We start from the raw sequence: 20,876 nt of genomic DNA, 5'->3' as shown, positions 1-20,876 counted from the left end.
GCCACCACGAAGGGTCGTCGTCACCGGTCCCGCAGCACACCGGTGACCAGGGTGTCCATGAGCGTCAGGCCGCCGCGGGTCATCACCGAGGCCGCGTGGAACTGCATGGAGGCGAACCCGGCACCCCGCAACGCGTGCACCTCGCCCGTGGTCAGGTCACGGGCCACCTCGACCGGTCCGACTCCCGGCCCGCCCTCGAGCAGGTCACTCGGATGAATCGCGACGAAGGTGTTGTAGAAGTACACCGGCTCCAACTGGCCGAACAGATCGGCGGTCCGCCGCACGCCCTGGTTGGGAACCGCCATCCGGATTACCGGTAGGCCGAGCAGGTCGCAGAGCACCTGGTGGCTCAGGCACACCGACAGGAAGGGCACATCCAGGTTCAGCAGGCTCCTGGTGACAGCCCGCAAGCTGGCGATCTTGGGATCCGCGCCGTCCAGTGGATCGCCCGGCCCGGGGCCGAGGACGACGAGGTCGACCCCCTCGATCTGGTAGGGCTCGTCGAAGCGGCGGACCGTGACGTCGAATCCGAGGGCGCCCAGCTGAGCCGCCCCCATCGCCGTGAAGGTGTCCTCCGCGTCCACGATCAGCAGGCGGCCCCGGTCGCGCGGACGAGTCTGCGCCGGCGTCAGCCAGAACGGCGCCAGCGGGAGGTTCCGGCTCGCCAGCGCCGCCCGTACCGCCGGATCCTCGCCGAGGGGGGCACCGGGGCGACGTGGACTGGCCGCCCGCGGCCCGGCGGCCGGTCCACGTGCCCGCCCTGTCGCGGTGGCCTGTGGCGCCCGCTGCCCGGACACCGGCCGTACGGACACCGGCTGGTCGGCCACCGCGGGCCCGCTCGAGGGCGAGGACCGACCGAGCCGGACGACGGGGCGACGCAGCGCGTGCAGGAGGCCGGCCACCTTGGCGCGGGTCTCGTCGGTCTCCGCCGCCGGGTGGGAGTCGCGCACCAGCGTGGCGCCGACCCCGACCCGCATCCGGCCCGTGCTGTCGACGTCGGCGGTGCGGATCAGGATCGCGGAGTCGAGCCGCTGGCCGCCGAGTGCGTCCCAGCCGATCAACGCGGCCGCCCCCGCGTAGTAGCCCCGCGCGGACGGCTCGAACTTCGCGATGACGTGGCAGGCGCTCTGCAGCGGGCTACCCGTCACCGTCGGGGCGAACAGGGTCTCCCGCAGGATCTCGCGCACGTCGCGGGAGCTGCGCCCGACGATCCGGTACTCGGTGTGCGCGAGATGGGCCATCTCCTTCAGGCCCGGGCCGACGACGCGCACGTCGTCGCAGACCCGGCTCATCATCTTGAGCTCCTCGTCGAGGACCATGTACAACTCGTTGGTCTCCTTGGTGTCGGCGAGGAACTCCAGCACACCGGCCACGCTCGGCCCGCCGGGCGGATAGCGGTACGTGCCGCTGATCGGGTTCATCACCGCGGTGCCCGCGTCGAGGCTGACGTGCCGCTCCGGGCTCGCGCCGACGAACGTCCGGTCGCCGGTGTGGATCAGGAACGTCCAGTAGGCCCCGAGTTCGCCGGCGAGCAGCCGGCCGTAGAACGCCAGCGCCGTCCGCACCGACCAGTTGTCGACCTGGAGCATGTACGTGCGCTTCAGCACGAAGTTGGCGCCGGCGCCGAACCCGATCTCCTCGGCGAGCACCCGGCGGACCAGCTCGGCGTACTCGTCGTCACCCAGGTCGAAGTACCCGTCGCCGACGTCGATCGGCCAGTCCTGGACGTGGCGCAGGACGTCGTCGACCGGTATGCGGTGCTCGCCGGTGACGGTCATCGCGAGCAGCGGCTCGCCGTCGTCGTGATGCTCGTACCCTCGCTCGCCGATCAGCCGGTACGGCAGCAGGGCCAGGGTGTGGTAAGTGCCGGGCGGCCCGTGGGCCGGGATCGGCAGGTCCGCAGTGCCGGCGATCTCCGCGAACGTCCCCCGCAACAGCTCGACCTGCCCGGCGGGGCCGCTGTCGGGCCGGTGCAGCAGGGCGAACGCCTCCGGTCGGGCGTCCTGCGCGTCGAGGAGCTCGGCAAGCCCGGCCGGTTCGCTCCGCTGGGACGGGATGCTCATCTCCGCTCCTCACCGCCCCCGTTCGCCACGGCGAACACGCCCGCCGGCGACCCGGCCGAAGCGGCCGACCCGGCCGCCGTCGCCGACGCGGCCGACGCGGCGCCGGAGGCGCCGAGCCAGCCCAGGACGTCGGCCGCCACCACGGCGGCCCCGCACCGGATGGCGACGTAGTCCAGCGCCATCCGGTGGAACTCGGGGGTGAAGTCGGCCACCGCGTCGGCCACGACGAAGGCCTGGATGTCGTTCGCGAACGCGTCGGCGGCGGTGAGCAGCACTCCGACGTGCGCGTACACACCACAGATGATCAACTGGTCACGACCCGCATCGCGCATCAGCTCCAGCAGCGGCGAGCGGTGGAAGGCGCTGGCCCGCCACTTGGTGAGCACGGTGTCGGCCGGGGCAGGCTCGAGCTCGTCGGGAATGCCCCGGTCGCGGGCCTGTGCGGTCATTCCCGGCCCCCAGAAGTCCGCCAGGAGCCCGCGGTCCCGACTACTCATGCCGCCGGGCTGCGCCGAGTACATCACCGGAATCCCGAGCTGTGCGCACCGCTCACGCAGCGCGCGCACGTTGTGGACGAGGTCGGTGTGCGGCTGCGCGCCACGCGCGAACGGTGCGAGGAAGTAGTGCTGCATGTCGTGGATGAGCAGGACGGCACGCTCGGGTTCGACCCGCCACGACGCGATGTTCGCGGGCAGGTCGGCCGGGGTCGGCATCGGATAGGACTCGATCGGAGTGATCCCCATGACCGCGGTCCGTTCCTTTCTGCGCGTTTCCGCGCGGCGATCGCCTTCGTGCGACGGTCAGGCGCCGAGCGTGGCTCCGCCGTCGACGGTCAGCTCGTGCAGGGTGATCTGGGCGGCCCGGTCGGAGAGCAGGAAGAGCACCGCGTCCGCGATCTGGTCGGGCTCGGCGATCCGTCCGGTGGGAATGCCGAGGCGGAAGGTCGCCGCGGTGCCCTCGATCGACGCACGCTCGGCGGCGTCGCCGGCCAGCGCCGTGAGCATCGGAGTGCGCGTCGAACCGGGGGCGACGATGTTGCAGCGGATTCCGTGACCGGCCAGCTCCAGGCCGAGCACCTTGGTGATCATGGTCGCGGCGGCCTTGGACGCCCCGTACGCCGCCATCCCGGTCCGCGGCGTGCGCGCCGCGTTCGAGGCGACGGTGACGATCGATCCGGCACCGCGGGGAACCATCCGGCGGGCCACCGCGCGGCAGACGCGGAAGACCCCGCCGGCGTTCACCGCGAGCGTCTGCTCCCAGTCCTCGTCGGCGAGCGCGGTGACGGCCCCCGTCCGCAGCACACCGGCCGCGTTGACGAGCCCGCCGATGGCGCCCAGCTCCGCCTCGACCTTCGCGACCGCGGCGTCGACGTCGGCGCTGACGGTGACGTCCGCGGCGACGGCGAGCACCTGCCGGCCCGCGCCGGCCAGCTCGTCGGCGAGCCGCCACAGCGGCTCGGCGGAGCGGTCGACGAGCGCCACCGGCGTGCCCTCGACAGCGAGCGCGCGCGCCACCGACGCACCGATCCCGCCCGCGGCCCCGGTCACCAGCGTCACGCCACCGGACGACGGCCCGCCGGGCGCGGTGGAGCCCCCCGCCCTCGGCGTCGTCGTGGTCTGCGCCGTCGTGGTCTGCGCCGTCTTGGTCTGCGCCGTCGTGGTCATCGGGCGGCCTGCCGCATCGCGCGGTCGACGACGTCGGCCGGGACCTTCACCACCCGGGTGGTGAAGGAGGCCAGCGCCGAGAGGTAGCGCGCCTCGAGCTCCCGCTCGTCGACGGCGAGGCTCCTCCCGCCGCGCAGCAGCGTGCGGCCCGCGACGATGACGGTGTCCACGTCGGTGGACCCGCCGAGCCACAGGAAGCCCTCGATCGGCCTGGGGTTGAGCACGTACCGCCAGTCGTCGGCCCGCACCAGCACCACATCGGCCTGGTAGCCGGGCGCCAGGCTCCCGACGCCCTCCCAGCGCAGGCCGCGGGCCGCGATGCGGGTGGCCATCGCCAGCGCGTCGCTGGCGCGCACCTCGGTCTGGTCGGCGCTCATCTCGTTGTACATCTGCCAGGCGGCCCGCATCGTCTCGGCCATCCCGGCGATCGGCATGGCCGCGCCGTCGGTCGACAGCGACACCTCCAGCCCGTCCCGGCGCAGCGCCGGGACGACGGCGGTCTCCGTCAGCGACGACTCACCGGACGGTCCGTACTTGGCCGGCGAGTGGCTGATGTGCACCCCCGCGTCGAGCAGGAGCTGCCGCTCGTCGTCGTCCACGAACGCGCAGTGCGCGGCCATGAGTCGGTCGTTGACGAGACCGAGCTCGGCGAGGCGGCGCACCCCGGTGGTGCCGTGAAAGGTCCGCATCACCTCCACCTCGTTGCGCAGCGCGCCCACATGCGTGGCGAACCCGAGATCCCTCGCGTCGACGAGCTCCGCCATCCCGCGGCCGAGCTCGTCGGTCATGTTGGTCACGTAGGCGATGCTGGGACGGACCCGCAGCAGCCCGGTCGGGTCGGCGCCGACCGTCTTGAGCAGCGACTCGACACCGCTGAGCACCGTGTCGGCGTCCCGGGTGCGCACGAAGCGCGAGCCGCCCGGCGGACAGATCGCGTCCGAGGCCCAGGTGCTGGCGGAGAAGCGGAGGCCGAGCGTCTGAGCGGCGGCGACCATGGATGCGGGCCGGTTGAGCGACCCCATGTCGCCCAGGGTGGTGACCCCGCCGCGCAGCTGGGTCCACATCGAGTACTCGGCGATCGCCTGGCCCTCGTCGGGCGTCATCGCCTCGATCATCGGGCCGAACGAGTCGAACATCCCGGAGATCTGGTGGATGTCGCCGCCGGCGCCCATGAAGACGGCCTTGTCCTCGCGGTCCGACGGCGGGCGCAGCACGCCCCGCATCGGGAACCGCATCGAGAACATCTCGTGCCAGTGAGCGTTCACCAGCCCGGGCAGGACGAGCATCCCGCGGGCGTCCACGGTCTCCAGGCCGGCCTGGATGTCCGGGGTGAGCTCGCCGACCCGTTCCGCGACCTCGGACGCGGTGCTGACCGCGACGATCTCGCCGTCCAGGGCCAGCAGGGCGCCGCCCGGCACGACGCGCTCGGCGTCGTCCGCGGTGTAGACCGTGCCGCCGGTGATCAGCAGGGCGCTCACCGGGTCGCCTCCGTCGACGGGTCGGCGGCGGGCACCAGCTCGGCGAAGTGCTCCAGCCAGCCGGTGAGCGTCGGGGCCGCGACCAGCCGGTCGAAGTCCGCGGGCACGCCCCGGCGCCGCCAGGTGCCGACCAGCCGCATGATCTCCAGGGAGCTCAGGCCGAGCACGACGAGGTTCGCCTCCGGATCGAGATCCGCGGGCGCGAGGCCGAGCGCGGACGCCACGACGTCGCGCAGCGCCGCCTCGTTCGGTACGGGGATGCCGGTCATACCTCAGCCTTCCGTTCGGACGCGGCCGCCGCGGCCAGTGCCAACTTGTCGATCTTCCCGAGCGGGGTGAGCGGGAACTCGGTCACGAACCGGACGGCGTCGGGCAGCTTGTAGTCGGCGACGCCGCGCGCGTGCATGGCCCGCTTGAGCTCGGCCAGCGACGGGGCCGGCCCGTCGACGATCAGGTGGGCGCAGATCCGCTCACCGAGCAGGTCGTCGGGGACGGCGGTCACGGCCGCCGCGGTGACGCCGGGGTGGGCGAGCAGGTGGTCCTCGACCTCCCCGGCGGAGATCTTGTCCCCGCCACGGATGATCATTTCCTTGATCCGGCCCTCGATCACCAGGTCACCGGCCGGGGTCAACCGGGCGAGATCACCGGTGCGGAAGAAGCCGTCCGGGGTGAACGCCCGCGCGTTGTACTCCGGCACCCGGTAGTAGCCGCGCAGCGTGTACGGACCACGGGCGACCAGCTCGCCGATCTCGCCGCTGGGCAGCGGGTCGCCGTCCGGCCCGACGACGAGCATCTCGTCCGCGGGCGAGATCGGGCGGCCCTGGGTGGTGAGCACCGCGTCGGCCGGATCGTCGGGGTGGCTGAAGCAGAGCAGGCCCTCGGCCATCCCGAACACCTGCTGGAGTGAGCAGCCCAGGCCCGGCCCGATCCGGGCGGTGAACTCGCGGGTCATCCGGGCGCCGCCGACCTGGACCAGGCGCAGGCTCGACAGGTCCGCGTCGTTCCACTCGGCGGCCTCCAGCCACAGCGCCACGACGGAGGGGACCATCGCGGTCATCGTCACGCCGTGCCGTTCCACGAGCGGAAAACAGTCCAGCGGGTTCGGGGTGTCGGCGAGCACGGCCGTCCCGCCGGTCTGCAGCGTGCCGATCACACCCGGGCAGCCGAAGGCGAAGTTGAACTCGACGGGCAGCACGGCCAGGTAGACGTCCTCGGCGGACATCTGGCACACCTGGGCGGCCAGCTCGGACTGGTACACGTAGTCGTCGTGGGTGCGCGGGATCATCTTCGGCAGCGCCGTGGTCCCGCCGGAGAGAAGGAAGAACGCCACATCGGACGGGTCGGCCTCCGGAGACAGGGCCTCCCCCGCGGCGGTGCCGGCTTCCCGGGCGGCGGTGCCGGCGGCCTCGACGTCCGAGAGCGCGACGAAGCCGTCGGCACGGTCACCGAACACGAACAGCGTCCGCAACGTGTCGGTCTCCGCCTGGACCTGGCGGGCCAGGGCCAGGTGGTCGAACCGGCGGTAGGTCTCGGGCACCATGTACCCGGTGGCGCCGGACAGCCGCACCAGGTGGGTCAGCTCGGTCGCCCGGTGCGCGACCAGGGAGAACACCGGGATCGCGCCGATCCGGGACAGCCCGAACACGATCGCGATGAACTCCGGGGTGTTCGGCAGCTGCACCACGACGCGCTCGCCGCGCGCGACGCCGTGCGCGGCGAACCCGGCGGCCAGCCGGTCGGCCCAGGCGTCCAGCTCGGCGTAGCTGATCCGGCGGTCGTGGTGGACCAGCGCCGTGCGGTCACGGTGGCGGCCGGCGAGCTCGGCCAGCATCGCGCCCATCGTCTGTCCCCGCCAGATGCCCTTCTCCCGGTAGCCGCGAGCGACCTCCGCCGGCCATGAGGTGCAACCGGGCAGCATCAGACCTCCCACTCCGCCGGCGTCACGGTGATCCGGACGACGGCCGCCCCGGCTTCCATCCCCGTGCTGGCGCCGATCAGCAGCACGTTGTCGCCCGGGCCGACCTGACCGGTGCGCCACAGGTGCTCCAGGCCGAGGAACAGGTCGGCGGCGCCGGTGTGGCCGATGGTGTTCACGTAGTCCCAGGTGTCCTTGTCGGCGGGCAGGCCGAGCGGGACGAGGAACATGGCCTCCAGCGCGGGCCGGCCGAAACCGACATGGCAGACCCGGCTCACCTGCTCAAGGGTGAGCCCGGCCTCCTTCAGCGTGCGCTCGGCTATCTCGGCTACCCGGTCGCCGAAATTCTTGATGGGGGGCGCCTGGCCGGCCGCCCACTGCTCGCGCACCTTCTCGGCCCGCTCGGCGAAGTTCAGCCCGCGGCCCCGGGTGATTCCCGGCGGAAAGAGATCCTCGCCGGCCCGATGCAGGATCTCCATCGACGAATCCGACAACGACCCGACGGCGAGCAGCTCGGCGAATCCGGCCCGGCGCGACACGACCACCGCCGACCCGGCGTCGGCCAGCAGGAACAGGCCCGAGCCACGCCAGCGGTCGACCAGCGGCGTGGAGAAGTTGTCGCCGGTGGTGACCAGCGCCGCGTCGTGGGTCGGGTTGGCGACGAGCCGGTTCGCGGCCGCCTCCACGCCGGCGATCATCCCGAGGCAGCCCTGGCGCACCTCGACCGCGGGCACCGGCCGGTCGACCGTGTTGCGCAGGATGTAGTGCACCGCCGACCAGCCGTCCGGGCCCTGGTGATGGGTGTAGCTGTGGAACAGCACGCCTATGTCGTCCGCGGTGTGCCGGGAGCCGGCCAGCGCCGCCCGGGCCGACTCGATGGCCATCTCCGGGGCCGGAGTCGAGTCACTGACCGCCACGGAGCGCATCCCGGACGCCTTCGCGGCGGCGGAATCGTAACGGCCCTCGGCGACGGCCCGCTCGACCGGTTCCAGGGGCGGCAGATGGCTGCCGATCCCGGCGAGATACAGATTCGCGGTCCTCATCGTTGGATATCTCCTCCACGTGAATCAACTGGGTCTCCTCCGGCTGCCGCCAGCCGGCCGCGAAGAAAAGAAGAACACGACGCGTATTCCGATCTCGTGAGTAGTCACTACTCAAAGATTCTCGGTGGACCCAGCTTCCGGAACCCTTTTCCGGCCGTCATCGGCAGGTTCCTCGCAGCACTCCCGGCCCGCTACTGACGACCGAATTGAGTGCCGGCTACTCACGATCCGGAGCAGGTTCCGGTGCTGTGCTGCTGGACGTCGTCGGTCCATCTGACACGCACCTCGCAACGAACCTCACCCGAACGGGAGTCCCGATGCCGTGGACGCGTCCTGACGCAACCAGCTGGCCCAACCCGGACGAACTTGCCGCCCTGCAACGCGCCGAACTGCCCCGAGTCCTGGCCACCGCGCTGCGCTCGCCTTTCTACGCGGCCCGGTACGCCGGCGGTGAGCCGCCGCGGACCGCGGCCGACTTCGCGGGCCTCGCCCTCACCACCAAACAGGACCTGCGCGACGCCTACCCGTTCGGCATGCTCGCCGTTGCGCGCACGGAGCTCGCGACGTACCACGAGTCGAGCGGCACGGCCGGCGACCCGACCGCGTCCTACTACACCGAGAAGGACTGGACCGACCTGGCGGAACGGTACGCCCGCAAGTGGATCGGCATGAGCTCGTCGGACACCTTCCTGGTCCGCACCCCGTACGCGCTGCTCATCACCGGCCATCTAGCGCACGCCGCCGGCCGGCTGTGCGGCGCCACGGTCGTGCCCGGCGACTCGCGGTCGATGGCCACCCCGTTGTCCCGCATCGTCCGGGTGGTGCATGACCTGGAGGTCACGCTGACCTGGTCCAATCCGACCGAGGCGCTGCTGCTGGCGGCCGCCGCCCGGGCCGCGGGGCTGCGGCCGGAGCGGGACTTCCCGGCGCTGCGGGCGATGTTCGTCGCGGCCGAGCCGCTCACCGCCGCGCGGCGCCAGCGCATCAGCGAGATCTGGGGCGGCATCCCGGTGATCGAGGAGTACGGCTCGACCGAGACCGGCACCATGGCCGGCCAGTGCCCGTCCGGGGCGATGCACCTGTGGGCGGACCGGGCGATCTTCGAAGTCTGGTCGCCGGAGACGGGGACTCTCAGCTCGACCGGGCGCGGCCAGCTGGTCGTGACCCCGCTGTTCCGGGAGGCGATGCCGCTGCTGCGGTACAACCTCGCCGACGAGGTCGAGGTCTCCGCGCGGCCCTGCCCGTGCGGCTGGCCGCTCCCGACCGTGCGGGTGCTCGGCCGGGCGGCGTTCGCCTATCACGTCGGTTCCACCCCCATCACCCAGCAGCAGGTCGAGGAACTGGTCTTCCGGCTTCCCGCCGCGTGCGAGGTGATGTTCTGGCGCGCGGCCGCCGAGCCCGACGTGCTGCGGGTGGAGATCGAGGTGGCGGACGAGGCCCGCGAACGCGCGGTCAAGGAGCTGCGCGCGGCGATCGACCGGGAGCTGGGAGTTCCGCACCAGGTCACCGGCCTGTCGCCGGGCACGATCGTCCCGGCCCACGCGCTGCGGGAGCAGCGGGACATCCTCAAGGCCCGCTATCTGTTCGGGCCGGGCGAGGAGTGGAGCAAGGCGGTCATGTACCAGTGACCGCCGTAGTCGCCCGCGGCCGCGTGCCGCTGTGGCCGGTGACCTCCCCCGGCGTTCCCACCATCTCCCCCTTCCGCGCCGCCCAGGACGTGTGGCGCCCGACCCGCCGCGGTGACACATGAGCAGGTTCAGCCCGCCCCCCGACGACCGGGTGGCGATCATCGGCATCGGCTGCCGGTTCGCCGGAGGCATCGACAGCCCGCGGTCGTTCTGGGAGTTCCTCCTCGCCGGCCGGACGGCCGCCGGCCCCGTGCCGGCCGGCCGCTGGGACGCCTACCGCGGCCGCTCGCGGGAGGAGGCCGCGGTGCTGTCCCGCGTCATCGACCGCGGTGCCTTCATCGACGACATCGCCGGTTTCGACGCCGCCTTCTTCGGGATCTCGCCGACCGAGGCCCGCCAGCTCGACCCCCAGCAGCGGATGGCGCTGGAGGTCGCCTGGGAGGCGCTGGAGCACGCCGGGATCCCGCCGACCAACCTCGCCGGCACCGACACCGGGGTCTTCCTGGGGGTCGGCACCGACGACTACGGCCGCAGGCTGCTGGAGGACCTGCCCGGCGTCCAGGCCTGGACCGGCATCGGGGCGTCGCTGTGCGCGGTGGCGAACCGGATCTCCTACACGCTCGACCTGCGCGGCGCGAGCGTCGTGGTCGACACCGCCTGTTCCTCGTCGCTGGTCGCGCTGCACCAGGCACGCCTGAGCCTGCTGCGCGGCGAGGTGCCGGTCGCGCTCGCCGGTGGCGTGATGCTGATGGCGGGCCCCGGCCTGACCACGGTGCTGGACCGGGCCGGGGCGATCTCCCCGGACGGCCGGTCCAAGGCCTTCGACGCCGCGGCGAACGGCTACGGGCGGGGCGAGGGCTGCGGGATCGTGGTGCTGCGCCGCCTCTCCGACGCGCTGCGCTCGGGTGACCGGATCATCGCCGTGCTGCGCGGCAGCGCCGTCCACCAGGACGGCCGCACCGACGGCATCATGGCGCCGAGCAGCGAGGCCCAGGCGCACCTGATGCGACGGGCCTACTCCGACGCGGGCGTCTCGCCGGCCGAGGTGGATTACGTCGAGGCACACGGGACCGGAACCCGGGTCGGTGACCCGATCGAGGCGGCCGCGCTGGCGGCCGTCGTCGGCAACCGCACCGCCGATCACCACGAGGGCGACGGCGACGGCGGACGGATACCGCGCCCGTGCCTGATCGGCTCGGTGAAGACCAACATCGGGCACACCGAGGCCGCCGCCGGTATCGCCGGCGTGATCAAGACAGCGCTGGCGCTGAGCCGCGGCGTCCTTCCGCCGACCCGCACGGTGACCGGCCCCCGGCCCGACATCCCCTGGGAGGCCAGCGGCCTGCGTCTGGTGACCGAGACGACTCCGTGGCCGGCCAGCGGTCATCCGCGCCGAGCAGGGGTGGCGAGCTACGGCTACGGCGGCACCATCGCCCACGTCGTCCTCGAGGAGGCCCCGCCGCGGCCCGCGTCGGCCGGTCAGGCCGGGCGGCGCGGCGGCCCGGAACGGACGGCGGCATCCGATCTCCGCCTCTACCCGCTGTCGTCGACAAGCCAGGCGGGTCTCGCCGCCCAGGCCGCCCGTCTGGCGGCCGCGCTCAACCCCGGCGGCCCCGGCCCCAGCGTCGGAAACGGCCACGGCCGCCCGGGCGGAGCGCGCGCCGGGATCGCCCGCGCCGACCTCGCTGCCGTCGCGGACACCCTGGCCACCCGCCGCTCCCACCTCAGCGCGCGGGCGGTGGTCGTCGCCGAGGACCGGGCCGAGCTGTCGGCGGGTCTGGCCGCCCTCGCCGAGGGACGGGCGGATCCCGCCGTCGTCACCGGCACCGCCGCGCGCGCCGGCCTGCCCGCGGGCCCGGCCGCGCACGCGCACCGCAAGGCGCCCGGCGCCGTGTGGGTGTTCTCCGGGCACGGCGCGCAGTGGTCGGGCATGGGGCGGGAGCTGCTCACCGACGAGCCGGCCTTCGCCGCCGCGATCGACCGGATCGACCCGGTCTTCGCCGCCGAGCTGGGAGTCCGCCCGCGGGAGGTGCTGGAGTCCGGAGACCTGGGCTCGGTGGACGTCATCCAGGCGATGCTGTTCGCGATGCAGGTCGGGCTGTCGGCCGTCTGGCGGGCGTACGGCCTGGTGCCGCGGGCGGTGATCGGCCACTCGGTCGGTGAGATCGCCGCGTCGGTCGCCGCGGGGGCGCTGACCGAGACCGAGGGCGCGACGCTGGTGTGCCGGCGGTCGATGCTGCTGCGCCGGGTCGCCGGGCGTGGCGCCATGGTGATGGTCGACCGGTCGTTCGACGAGGTCGAGTCCTGGCTGGCGGACATGGGAGCGGACGCCGCCGGGGCCGTCGCCGCGATCTCCGCCGCCCCGGCGTCGACAGTGGTATCCGGGGACATCCCGGTGGTCGACCGCGTCGCCGCACGGGCCGCCGACGCGGGCTGGACCGTCCGCCGGATCGACTCGGACGTGGCGTTCCACAGCCCCCAGATGGACCCGCTGTGCCCGGACCTCGCCGTGGCCGCCGCGGAGCTGCGGCCCCGTGCCGTGGCCGTGCCGCTCTACGCGACCGCGGTGAACGACCCGCGGTCACGGCCCCGCCTGGACGCCGTCTACTGGGCCGCGAACCTGCGCAACCCCGTCCGCTTCCGGGAGGCCGTCGCCGCGGCGTACGACGACGGCCACCGGGTGTTCCTCGAGGTGTCGGCGCACCCGGTGGTCAGTCATTCGATCACCGAGACGCTCGCCGCGGCCGGTGCCGGGACACCGGCGGACACCGGCGGCGTCGTGGTACCGAGCCTGCGCCGCTACAAGCCCCAGCGCCGGACGCTGCTCACCGCGCTCGCGTCCCTGCACTGCAACGGTGTGAGCGTGAACTGGCCGGCGGCCCCGGACGGGCCCGCCGTGGACCTGCCCACCACCGCCTGGCGGCACACCCGCCACTGGGTGGACGGGGCGGCGGGCACCGAGTTCCCCGCCGACACCCTGCTCGGCGCCGACCTCGCCGTGCCCAACGCGCGGCAGCGGATGTGGCGGACCACGCTGGACTTCCGCACCCGGCCCCACCCGCGCACCCATCCGGTACTCGGGACGGAGATCGTGCCGGCGGCCGTCCTGTTGAACACCTTTCTCACCGCCGCCGGCACCGAGGAGCTCCGCCAGGTCGCGCTGCGCCAGCCGGTCGTGGTGCCGGAGGAAGGCGAGCCGATCGAGCTGCGGGTCGTCCACGACGAGGCCGGCCTACGGCTGGTGACCCGCCCGCTGGCCGGCCCTTCCGCCGGCTGGTCGACCCACACCACGGCGCTGCCGGCGGGCGGCTCCGCATCGCCGGTCCCGGGTGAGGAACCCGAGGCGCAGGACGAGACCCTGCCCGACGATCACGTCGTGACCAGGCTGGCCGAGCTCGGGGTCGCGGACATGGGCTACCCGTGGACGGTCACCGAGCTCCGCCGGGGCCCGCGGTCGATGTCCGCCGTCGTGACGACGGAGGCGACCCGCAGCTGGGCCGCGGTGCTCGACGCCGCGCTGTCGGCCGCGTCCGTGATCTTCCCCGGGCCCGCCGTCCTGCGGATGCCCGCGCGGATCGACCATGTCCAGGTGGCCGGGCCGCCACCGGCCACCGCGCGCGTCGCGGTATGGCTGGACGCCGAGCAGAAGAACACCGTGCACGTCACGGTCCACGGTTACGGCGATGTCGCCGGCGCCGGGCCGGGCTCCGGATCGGAGGCGGCGCTGCGCGGGCTGCGCTACGGCGAGCTGGACGGTGACCTGGACGGCCGCGGCGGCACGGACCGCTTCGAGATGAGCTGGCTGCCGACCGCGGGGCCGGTTTCCGCCGAGCCGGCATCCGCGGATCCGCTGGCCGGCCAGACGATCCTCGTGCTCGGATCACACCAGGTGGCGCGCGAGTTCACGCCGGCCTGCGCAGCGCGTGGAGCCGTCGTCGACGACGATCCGGACGCCGTGGCCACGGCGGCGCACGTGGTGTTCGCGCCGTGGGCCGCGCCGGCCGGCGGGCGCGCGGCGGGCGGGAACGCCTTCGGTGCCGGGCCTGACGCGGGCGGTACGACCGTTACCCCGGCAGGTGCGCCGTCGGTGGTGGCGCCGCCGGCGGCCGACTGCGCGTCGGCGTTCACCGCCCTCGTCCAGCGCGTCGCCGCGCTCCCCGAGCCCCGCCCGCGGCTGTGGTGCCTGACCCGGGGTGTCCGCGAGGCTGGCGGGCCGCAGGCCCTCGCGCACTCACCCCTCTGGGGACTCGGCCGGGTGGTCGCCACCGAGCATCCCGAGCTCTGGGGAGCCGTCGTCGACGTCCCCGCAGGCCGGTGGGACGCCGATACAGTCGTGGACCTGTTCGCGACGCCTCCCGCCGAGCCCCTGGTCGCCGTCGGGCCGGCTCCCGCGCCGGGCGGCGCCGACCCCACCGACCCCACGCCGAGGGTCCTGGTGCCGCGGCTGGTACCCGTGCCCCTGGGCCCGGCCGAGGCGTTCACCTGCCGCGCCGACAGCACGTATCTGATCACTGGGGGCCTGGGGGTGCTCGGCCTCGTCGTCGCCGAGCACCTGGCCGCACGCGGGGCCCGCCGGGTCGTCCTGCTCGGCCGGAAGCCCATGCCAGCGCGGGCGAGCTGGACAGATGAGGATCCGCGAGCCGCGTCCCTCCGGCGGCTGGAGGCCGCCGGGGTCACCGTCCACACGGTCGCGGCCGACGTCACCGACCTGGCGGCGATGCGCGCGGCGCTCGACGTCGCGCACCTGCCCCCCGTCCGGGGCGTCGTGCACGCCGCCGGCGTGGTGCACGGCGAGCTGCTGCGCCGCCTCGACGACGGGCGGCTGCGCGAGGTGCTCGCGCCGAAGGTGGACGGGGCGTGGGTGCTGCACCAGCTGTTCCCGCCGGGCAGCACCGACTTCTTCGTGCTGTTCTCCTCCGCCGGCCCGCTGCTCGGGCTGCCGGGTCAGGGCGCCTACGCGGCCGCGAACACCTTCCTGGACGTCCTCGCCGCGCACCGGCGGACCGCCGGTCACCGCGAGTCGGTGAGCATCGCGTGGACGAGCTGGCAGGGCCTGGGGATGGCGACCTCGGGCGACACCACGGACATGGAACTCGCCGCCCGCGGCACGACGCCGATCTCACCGGACGAGGCGTTGCGCGCGTTCGACCAGACCGCCGCCGCCGCATCGTCAGCGTCAGCGTCAGCGTCGGTAACGTCGGCGGCGGCCAGGGCCGGTGCGCCGAGCGCACCGCTGGTCGCGGTGCTCGGGCTCGCCCGCGGGCACACCGGGCCCCGGCCGGCGCTGCTGTCCGAGCTGGCGACCACCGACGCGGCGGCACCGGCCGACGTGCCGGACTGGATCGGCCTGCGGGGCAACGAGCTGGCCGACCACCTGCTGGGCGTGGTCGGTGGCCGGGTCGCGGCCGTCCTCGGCACGGACGTGACCAGCCTCGACCCGCACCAGCCGCTCACCGAGGCGGGGGTCGACTCGCTGCTCGCCGCCTCCGTGCGCATCGCGCTGGAACGCGAGTTCGGCCTCGCCCTGCCCGCGACGCTGCTGTGGAACCATCCCACGGTGGTCGCGATAGCCGGCCATCTGGCGTCGATCCTCGGCGACGCCGGTGATCCGGCCCTGCCGCACCTGGTGGGCGGAGGCTGAGGGGCCGCGCCGGGCCGCCCGCCCAGTTCAGCGGCCGGGCGGACCGGCGCGCCCGGCCTGGCAGGGGGCCGACTTGGCTCTCCGGGCCTCGGATTCCGGGCTTCAGGGCCCCGGGGGTCGGGCGCCCGGACTTGGAAGGGGTCGGAGGGGCCCGGCTCCGGGCCCAGCCCCGACTCCGGCTCCGGTGACCACGGCTCGCAGCAGCAGCGCGACGCCGTGGGCGAACGAGTCGCCCCCCGCGTCGGTCAGCAAGGGGCCTGCCTGGGCCAGGACGGGCAGGTCGGCCACCGGTATCGCGGCCCGCCGCAGACGTCGGGCCGCGGCGGCGGCCGGCGCGGCGTGCTGGTCCAGCAGCTCGCCCACCAGCAGGTGCCAGCAGCTGCGGTAGGCGAGCGCGGCGGCGGGCATGTCGAGCCCGGCCGCGAGCAGATCGGCCAGGTTCGCCTCGTCGAAGGCGAGCGACTCCGCGGCGACATACTGCCCGGTGACCAGCACAAAGGGCACCCAGGGCCAGTCGGCCAGCAGGTCGTGCGCCCCGATCAGCCGGGCCGCGACCCGCTCCAGGGGTGTCCGGCCCGACACGGTGACCGGCAGGCCGGACGCGACGCTCGCGAGCATCGCGGTCAGCAGCGCGTCCCGGTCGGCGATGTGCCGGTACAGCGAGGTCGTCGCGGTGTTCAGTTCCGCCGCGACGGCCCGCATGGTGAGCCCGTCCAGGCCGTCGCGGGCGACGACCCGCAGGGCGGCGTCGACAACCACCTGCGGGGTGAGACCCCGCCGCGGCCGCCGGTGGCCGTAGCGGCCGAGCACCCCGGACGGCCGCGTCGCCGGCTCCGTCCGGGCAGGGGGCTCGGCACCGGACTCCGCACCGGACTCCGCGGTGCCCGCCGTGTCGCCGTCTTCACCCTGTGCCCACACCGGACCATCGTCGCATGCCGACCCGTCAACCCAGGTCAGATGCAACTAAGGTCTTCCTTAAGCGAATGGTCTATGCATAAGGTTACCCTTAGCTGCCCGCTGGTTGGGTGGCACGGGCCCCCAGGAGAAGACCTCGATGAACGTTGCTCTCAACCGTCGCGCGTTCGGGCGCGCCGGCCTGCTCGCCGTCGGCGCCCTCACGGCGCCGGCACTGCTCGCGGCCTGCGGCGACGACGATCCCGCCGTGCCAGCCACGGGCGCGGCGGGGGCGGCGGCCCCGCGCCGCGGCGGGAAACTGCGGGCCGCGTTCGCGAGCAGCCCGGCCGACACCCTGGACATCGTGAAAGGGCACGACGTCCTGGGCTCGGTGCGCGGCCTGGCGGTGTACGAGCGCCTCGGCGACGCCCACCCGGACGGCTCGGTCACCCCGCGCCTGTTCGAGAGCCTGACGCCCAACGCCGACGCGACCGTCTGGACGCTCAAGCTGAAGCCGGGGATCACCTTCTCCGACGGCAAGCCGTTGACGACGGCCGACGTGCTGGCCAGCTTCGCGACGTTCGCCGGCACCGAGAGCGGCGCCGCGATCGCCGCGATCGATCTGAAGGCGAGCAAGGCGACGGACGCACGCACCGCGACCATCGCGCTGACCGCCCCCGTGTACGACCTGCCGGCCCGAGTCAGCGGCGTCGTCCTGGTGATCATGCCGGGTGGCAGACCGGCGTCCCAGCTCGGCGACGTGGTCGGCAGCGGCCCGTACGAGATCGCCTCGTTCGTGCCCGGCCAGCGCACGGTCCTGCGCCGGCGCGCCGACTACTGGGACGGCGACACCCGGGGCTACCTGGACGAGATCGAGCTGGTGGCCGCGCCGGACGCGAAGTCGCGGCTGTCCGCGCTGCGGTCGGGCCAGGTGGACTGGGCCGACGACGTCGCCTACCTGGACGCTTCGACCCTGCGGGAGGACCGCGGGGTCACCATCCACCGCGGCGCGGCCGAGCAGGGCCTCGCCTGGTTCCTGAACATGGCGGCGCCGCCGTTCGACGACGAGCGCGTCCGGCAGGCCCTGCGGTACGCGGTGGACCGCGAGAAACTCGTCGAGACCACGCTGTTCGGATTCGGCTCCGTCGGCAACGACCTGTGGGGCAAGGGCCTGCCGAACTACAACGGCTCGATCGCGCAGCGGCCGCACGACCCGGCGAAGGCGAAGTCGCTCCTGCGGGAGGCCGGGGTGCCCACCCCGGTCAAGGCCACCCTCCTGACCTCGCCCATCGGCCCGGGTCTCGTCGAGGCGACCCAGCTCCTCGCCGACCAGGCTCGCGAGGTCGGCTTCGACATCAAGGTCGAGGTCATCCCGCCGGACGTCTACTTCGCGCAGCCCGAGGAGTGGGCGAAGGCGTCGGGCGTGGCGTTCGCCCAGGTCGGCGCGTTCACCGACATGGCCCCGCTGGTCTACCTGTCCGACGGCCCGTTCAACTTCGGCTGGCGCAAGCCCGACTGGGACGCCGGGTTCGCCGACGGAGTGGGCGAGCTCGACGCCGCGAAGCGGCGAACGACGTTCGACGGCCTGCAGAAGCAGCTCTGGGACTCCGGCTCCGACCTCGTGTGGGGCTTCGCGCCGAGACTCGTCGCCACGGCGCCGTCCGTCGGGGGGGTCGACTCCAGCCCCAACTTCGGCATCCCGGACCTGATCTTCATCCATCGCACGGGGTGAGCACTCCGCCTGCCGGGCCGCGTGCGCTGGCCGGCCGCGTGCCGTCGCCCTTCCGGCGGCTGGCCGGTGCCTTCGCCGTCATCCTCGGGGTGTCCGTCGTGACCTTCGCCGCGACGTCCGCGCTGCCCGGTGACAACGTGCGCGCCCGCCTGGGCCCCTACGCCACGGAACAGCGGCTCCACGCGGAGCATGTCCGGCTGGGGCTCGACCACCCGGTCTGGGAGCGGTACCTGCGGTGGATCTCCGGGCTGGCGCACGGCGACCTGGGCCGGTCGCAGGTGAACGACCTGCCGGTGGCCACCCTGCTGTCGCGGCCGATGGTGAACAGTCTGACGCTGGCGGCCGCCGCCCTCGCCGCCGTGCTGGTGACCGGCACACTGGCCGGCGTGACCGCGGGCCTGCGGCCCGGCGGGGCCGTGGACCGGCTGCTGCTCCTGTTCTCGCTGACGGTGTCGGCCGTTCCGGCCTTCGTCACCGGTTCCCTGCTCGTGCTGCTGTTCGCCGTCGACCTGCGTTGGCTGCCCGCGCTCGCGCTGGTCGATCCCACCCGCCCGGCCATCCTCCAGCCACGGCTGCTGGTCCTGCCCGCGGCCGCGCTGACGCTAAGTTCCTTCGCCTACGTGACGCGTCTGGTCCGCGCCAGCGTGCTCGACGCCGCCGCGATGCCCTGGGCGCTCGCCGCCCGCCTGCGCGGCATCCCGCGCCGGCGGGTCGTCGCCCGGCACATCCTTCCGGCGGCGCTGCCCGTGCTGTGCCAGGCCGGGGCACTGACCATGATCGCGATGGTCACGAACGTCGTCGTCGTCGAGATCGTGTTCGGCTACCCGGGGGTGGGAAATACGCTGCAGACCGCCGTCTCCCAGCGGGACGTCCCGGTCATCCAGGCGGTGACGATCGTGGTCGCCGCGTTCGTGGTCACGGTGAGCGCCCTCGCCGACGGCGCCGTCCGGCTCCTGCTCCCCCGCGCCCGGACGGCCACGTGAGCGGGCCCTCCGCCGCGTCCGGCACCGGGCCGGCGACCGAGACCGCCCTGCCCGGCGAAGCGACCGGGGCCGCGTCAGAGCCGGGTGGCCGCGGCGGCCGTGGGCTCCCTGGACGCCAGCACCTGCGCGGACGCACCGGACTGGTGATCGGTCTGCTCGTCCTCGGCGTACCGGTGCTGACGACTCTCGTCGGTGTCTTCGTCCACCCCTACCCGACGACCGCCAGCGTCTCCGGCCCGCTCGCCGGGCCGAGCGGGGCGCACCCGCTCGGGACCGACCTGCTGGGCCGGGACGTGCTCTCCCGCATGCTCGTCGGCGGCCGGAGCCTGCTGCTCATCACGGTCCTCGCGGTCGCCTCCGCCCAGCTGATCGCCGTCAGCACGGGCCTGCTCGCGGGCTGGCTCGGCCGGGGCGGCGCGCGGGCCGTGCTGGCGGTGTTCGACGTCATCCTCGCCGTCCCCGCGGTGCTGGTCCTGGCCGCGGCGGCGAGCGCGCTGGGCGTGGGTGGCCTCGCCGCCTTCGCCGCGATCGTCGTCGTCCTCACGCCGCCCACCGCGCGGGTCATCTACGCGGCGACCCGCGCGCTCGTCACGGAGCCCTACGTCGAGGCGGCGGTCCTGTGCGGGACACCGACCCGCCAGATCCTCGTCCGCGACCTGCTTCCCAACCTCCGGACGATCATCTTCGCGGACGCCGGCACGCGGATGGTCGAGGCCATCATCATCATCAGCGCGGCCGGGTTCCTGGGCTTCGGCCCCCAGCCGCCCACTCCGGACTGGGGCCAGATGATCAACGAGAACGGCGGGGGCATCACGGTCGCGCCCTGGTGCGTGCTGGCCCCGGCCCTCGCGATCACGCTGCTGGCGGTGGGCACGAACCTGATCAGCGACTGGCTGGTCGCCCACTCCGACGGGACGAACCGGGAATGACCACCAGAACGGCCGGCGCACCGGACGTCGGCAAGGCCCCCGAGGGCCCCGAGGAGCCCGCCGCGGACGTCGTCGTGGCCGACCTGAGCGTCGCCGCGGCCGGCGGGCGCGCGGTCCTCGACGGCGCCTCCTGTGACCTGCCTGCCGGTGGGACCCTCGCGGTCATCGGCACCTCCGGCGCGGGCAAGACGACGTTCGCGCTCGCCCTGCTGGGCCACCTCGGGCCGGGCCTGACCCGGACGTCGGGCGGCGTGACGATCGGCGGGGTCGACGTGTTCGTCCCGCGCGCGTCCCGCGCGCGGGAGCTGCGCCGCCGCCGGGTGCGCTACCTGCCGCAGGATCCGGCGGCCTCGCTCACCCCGACCATGCGCGTCTCGGCGCTGCTGACGGAGATGATCCGCCTCGTCGGCGGCCGGGGGGCGGACGTGCGGGCGAGGGCCGCCGCGGCGTTGCGCGCGGTCGGGCTGCCCGACGATCGGGCCTTCCTCGCGCGGTATCCCCACCAGCTCTCCGGCGGGCAGCGCCAGCGGCTGCTGCTCGCGCTCGCGCTGACCGGCGAGCCGGACGTGCTGGTCCTCGACGAGCCGACGGCGAACGTGGACCCCGACCAGGCGGCCGCCCTGCTGGCCCTGATCGAGCAGCGGCGGGCGGTGCGTTCGTTCTCGCTCGTGCTGGTCAGCCATGACCTGGCGGCTGTGGCCGAGCTGCCGGGCGTGCCCGAGCTCGTCGTGCTGGACGCCGGGCGGATCGTGGAGCGGGGAGCGCCCCGCGACGTCCTCGACCGGCCGCGCACCGGCCCGACCCGGGCGCTGAGTGCCGCCAGCCGGCGGCTGAGCCACGCACCGGCACCAGCACCGGCACAGCAGCCACCGGCACAGGCGTCGCCACGGGCGGCCGGGGCCGAGC

Annotated in this window: 14 protein-coding genes; 6 read left to right on the top strand and 8 right to left on the bottom strand. The window is 74.1% G+C overall.

The window, feature by feature from the left end; all coding sequences use genetic code 11:
- Nucleotides 1-20 precede the first annotated feature (20 nt).
- From FMEAI12_RS19645 to FMEAI12_RS19615, 7 genes are read right to left on the bottom strand one after another with little or no spacing between them, the layout of a single operon-like run.
- A complete protein-coding gene (locus FMEAI12_RS19645; RefSeq protein ID WP_112107201.1) occupies nucleotides 21-2,063 on the bottom strand; it encodes an anthranilate synthase family protein in 2,043 nt (680 codons plus the stop codon).
- Nucleotides 2,060-2,806, bottom strand: a complete 747-nt coding sequence (locus FMEAI12_RS19640; protein ID WP_071062928.1) for an isochorismatase family protein — start codon at nucleotides 2,804-2,806, stop codon at nucleotides 2,060-2,062. The genes FMEAI12_RS19645 and FMEAI12_RS19640 overlap by 4 nt, the downstream gene beginning before the upstream one ends.
- Before the next feature lie 57 nt (nucleotides 2,807-2,863).
- On the bottom strand, nucleotides 2,864-3,727 hold the full coding sequence (locus tag FMEAI12_RS19635) for a 2,3-dihydro-2,3-dihydroxybenzoate dehydrogenase (RefSeq protein ID WP_112107199.1): 864 nt from the start codon (nucleotides 3,725-3,727) through the stop codon (nucleotides 2,864-2,866).
- Nucleotides 3,724-5,205 (bottom strand): amidohydrolase family protein, encoded by a 1,482-nt coding sequence (locus FMEAI12_RS19630; protein WP_112107197.1) that lies wholly within the window; start codon nucleotides 5,203-5,205, stop codon nucleotides 3,724-3,726. The genes FMEAI12_RS19635 and FMEAI12_RS19630 overlap by 4 nt, the downstream gene beginning before the upstream one ends.
- On the bottom strand, nucleotides 5,202-5,474 hold the full coding sequence (locus tag FMEAI12_RS19625; RefSeq protein ID WP_112107195.1) for a phosphopantetheine-binding protein: 273 nt from the start codon (nucleotides 5,472-5,474) through the stop codon (nucleotides 5,202-5,204). Before FMEAI12_RS19625 ends, FMEAI12_RS19630 begins: the two co-directional genes overlap by 4 nt.
- Nucleotides 5,471-7,123, bottom strand: a complete 1,653-nt coding sequence (locus FMEAI12_RS19620; protein ID WP_112107193.1) for a (2,3-dihydroxybenzoyl)adenylate synthase — start codon at nucleotides 7,121-7,123, stop codon at nucleotides 5,471-5,473. Before FMEAI12_RS19620 ends, FMEAI12_RS19625 begins: the two co-directional genes overlap by 4 nt.
- Nucleotides 7,123-8,163 (bottom strand): ketoacyl-ACP synthase III family protein, encoded by a 1,041-nt coding sequence (locus tag FMEAI12_RS19615; protein ID WP_112107191.1) that lies wholly within the window; start codon nucleotides 8,161-8,163, stop codon nucleotides 7,123-7,125. The genes FMEAI12_RS19620 and FMEAI12_RS19615 overlap by 1 nt, the downstream gene beginning before the upstream one ends.
- Nucleotides 8,164-8,480: 317 nt before the next feature.
- Between FMEAI12_RS19615 and FMEAI12_RS19610 the strand changes: the two genes are divergently transcribed.
- A complete protein-coding gene (locus tag FMEAI12_RS19610) occupies nucleotides 8,481-9,791 on the top strand; it encodes a phenylacetate--CoA ligase family protein (protein WP_112107251.1) in 1,311 nt (436 codons plus the stop codon).
- A 118-nt stretch (nucleotides 9,792-9,909) separates the two neighbouring features.
- Nucleotides 9,910-15,432: a type I polyketide synthase gene (locus FMEAI12_RS19605; RefSeq protein WP_112107189.1), complete on the top strand. Its 5,523-nt coding sequence runs from the start codon at nucleotides 9,910-9,912 to the stop codon at nucleotides 15,430-15,432.
- Nucleotides 15,433-15,534: 102 nt separating this feature from the next.
- Here the strand turns inward: FMEAI12_RS19605 and FMEAI12_RS19600 are convergent, their stop codons facing one another.
- A complete protein-coding gene (locus FMEAI12_RS19600; protein WP_160144299.1) occupies nucleotides 15,535-16,350 on the bottom strand; it encodes a TetR/AcrR family transcriptional regulator in 816 nt (271 codons plus the stop codon).
- 136 nt (nucleotides 16,351-16,486) lie between these two features.
- Here FMEAI12_RS19600 and FMEAI12_RS19595 point away from each other — a divergent pair, with 136 nt between their 5' ends.
- The 4 genes from FMEAI12_RS19595 to FMEAI12_RS19580 form a co-directional block, all read left to right on the top strand.
- The gene (locus FMEAI12_RS19595; RefSeq protein ID WP_112107185.1) at nucleotides 16,487-18,058 is read left to right on the top strand and encodes an ABC transporter substrate-binding protein; all 1,572 of its coding nucleotides are present in this window, start codon (nucleotides 16,487-16,489) and stop codon (nucleotides 18,056-18,058) included.
- Between the two features lie 38 nt (nucleotides 18,059-18,096).
- Nucleotides 18,097-19,041 carry an ABC transporter permease gene (locus FMEAI12_RS19590; protein WP_235014208.1) on the top strand — a complete coding sequence of 315 codons (945 nt, stop codon included), beginning with the start codon at nucleotides 18,097-18,099 and terminating at the stop codon, nucleotides 19,039-19,041.
- Nucleotides 19,038-19,970, top strand: a complete 933-nt coding sequence (locus FMEAI12_RS19585) for an ABC transporter permease (RefSeq protein ID WP_112107181.1) — start codon at nucleotides 19,038-19,040, stop codon at nucleotides 19,968-19,970. The genes FMEAI12_RS19590 and FMEAI12_RS19585 overlap by 4 nt, the downstream gene beginning before the upstream one ends.
- Nucleotides 19,967-20,876 (top strand): ATP-binding cassette domain-containing protein (locus FMEAI12_RS19580; protein WP_146776735.1); only part of this gene is annotated, 910 nt, incomplete at its 3' end. The genes FMEAI12_RS19585 and FMEAI12_RS19580, both read left to right, overlap by 4 nt.

It is taken from the genome of Parafrankia sp. Ea1.12, from assembly GCF_900465275.1.
Classification (GTDB): Bacteria; Actinomycetota; Actinomycetes; order Frankiales; family Frankiaceae; genus Parafrankia; species Parafrankia soli.
The sequence above is the reverse complement of the archived record's forward strand: the minus strand, read 5'-3'. Positions and strand labels throughout refer to the sequence as shown.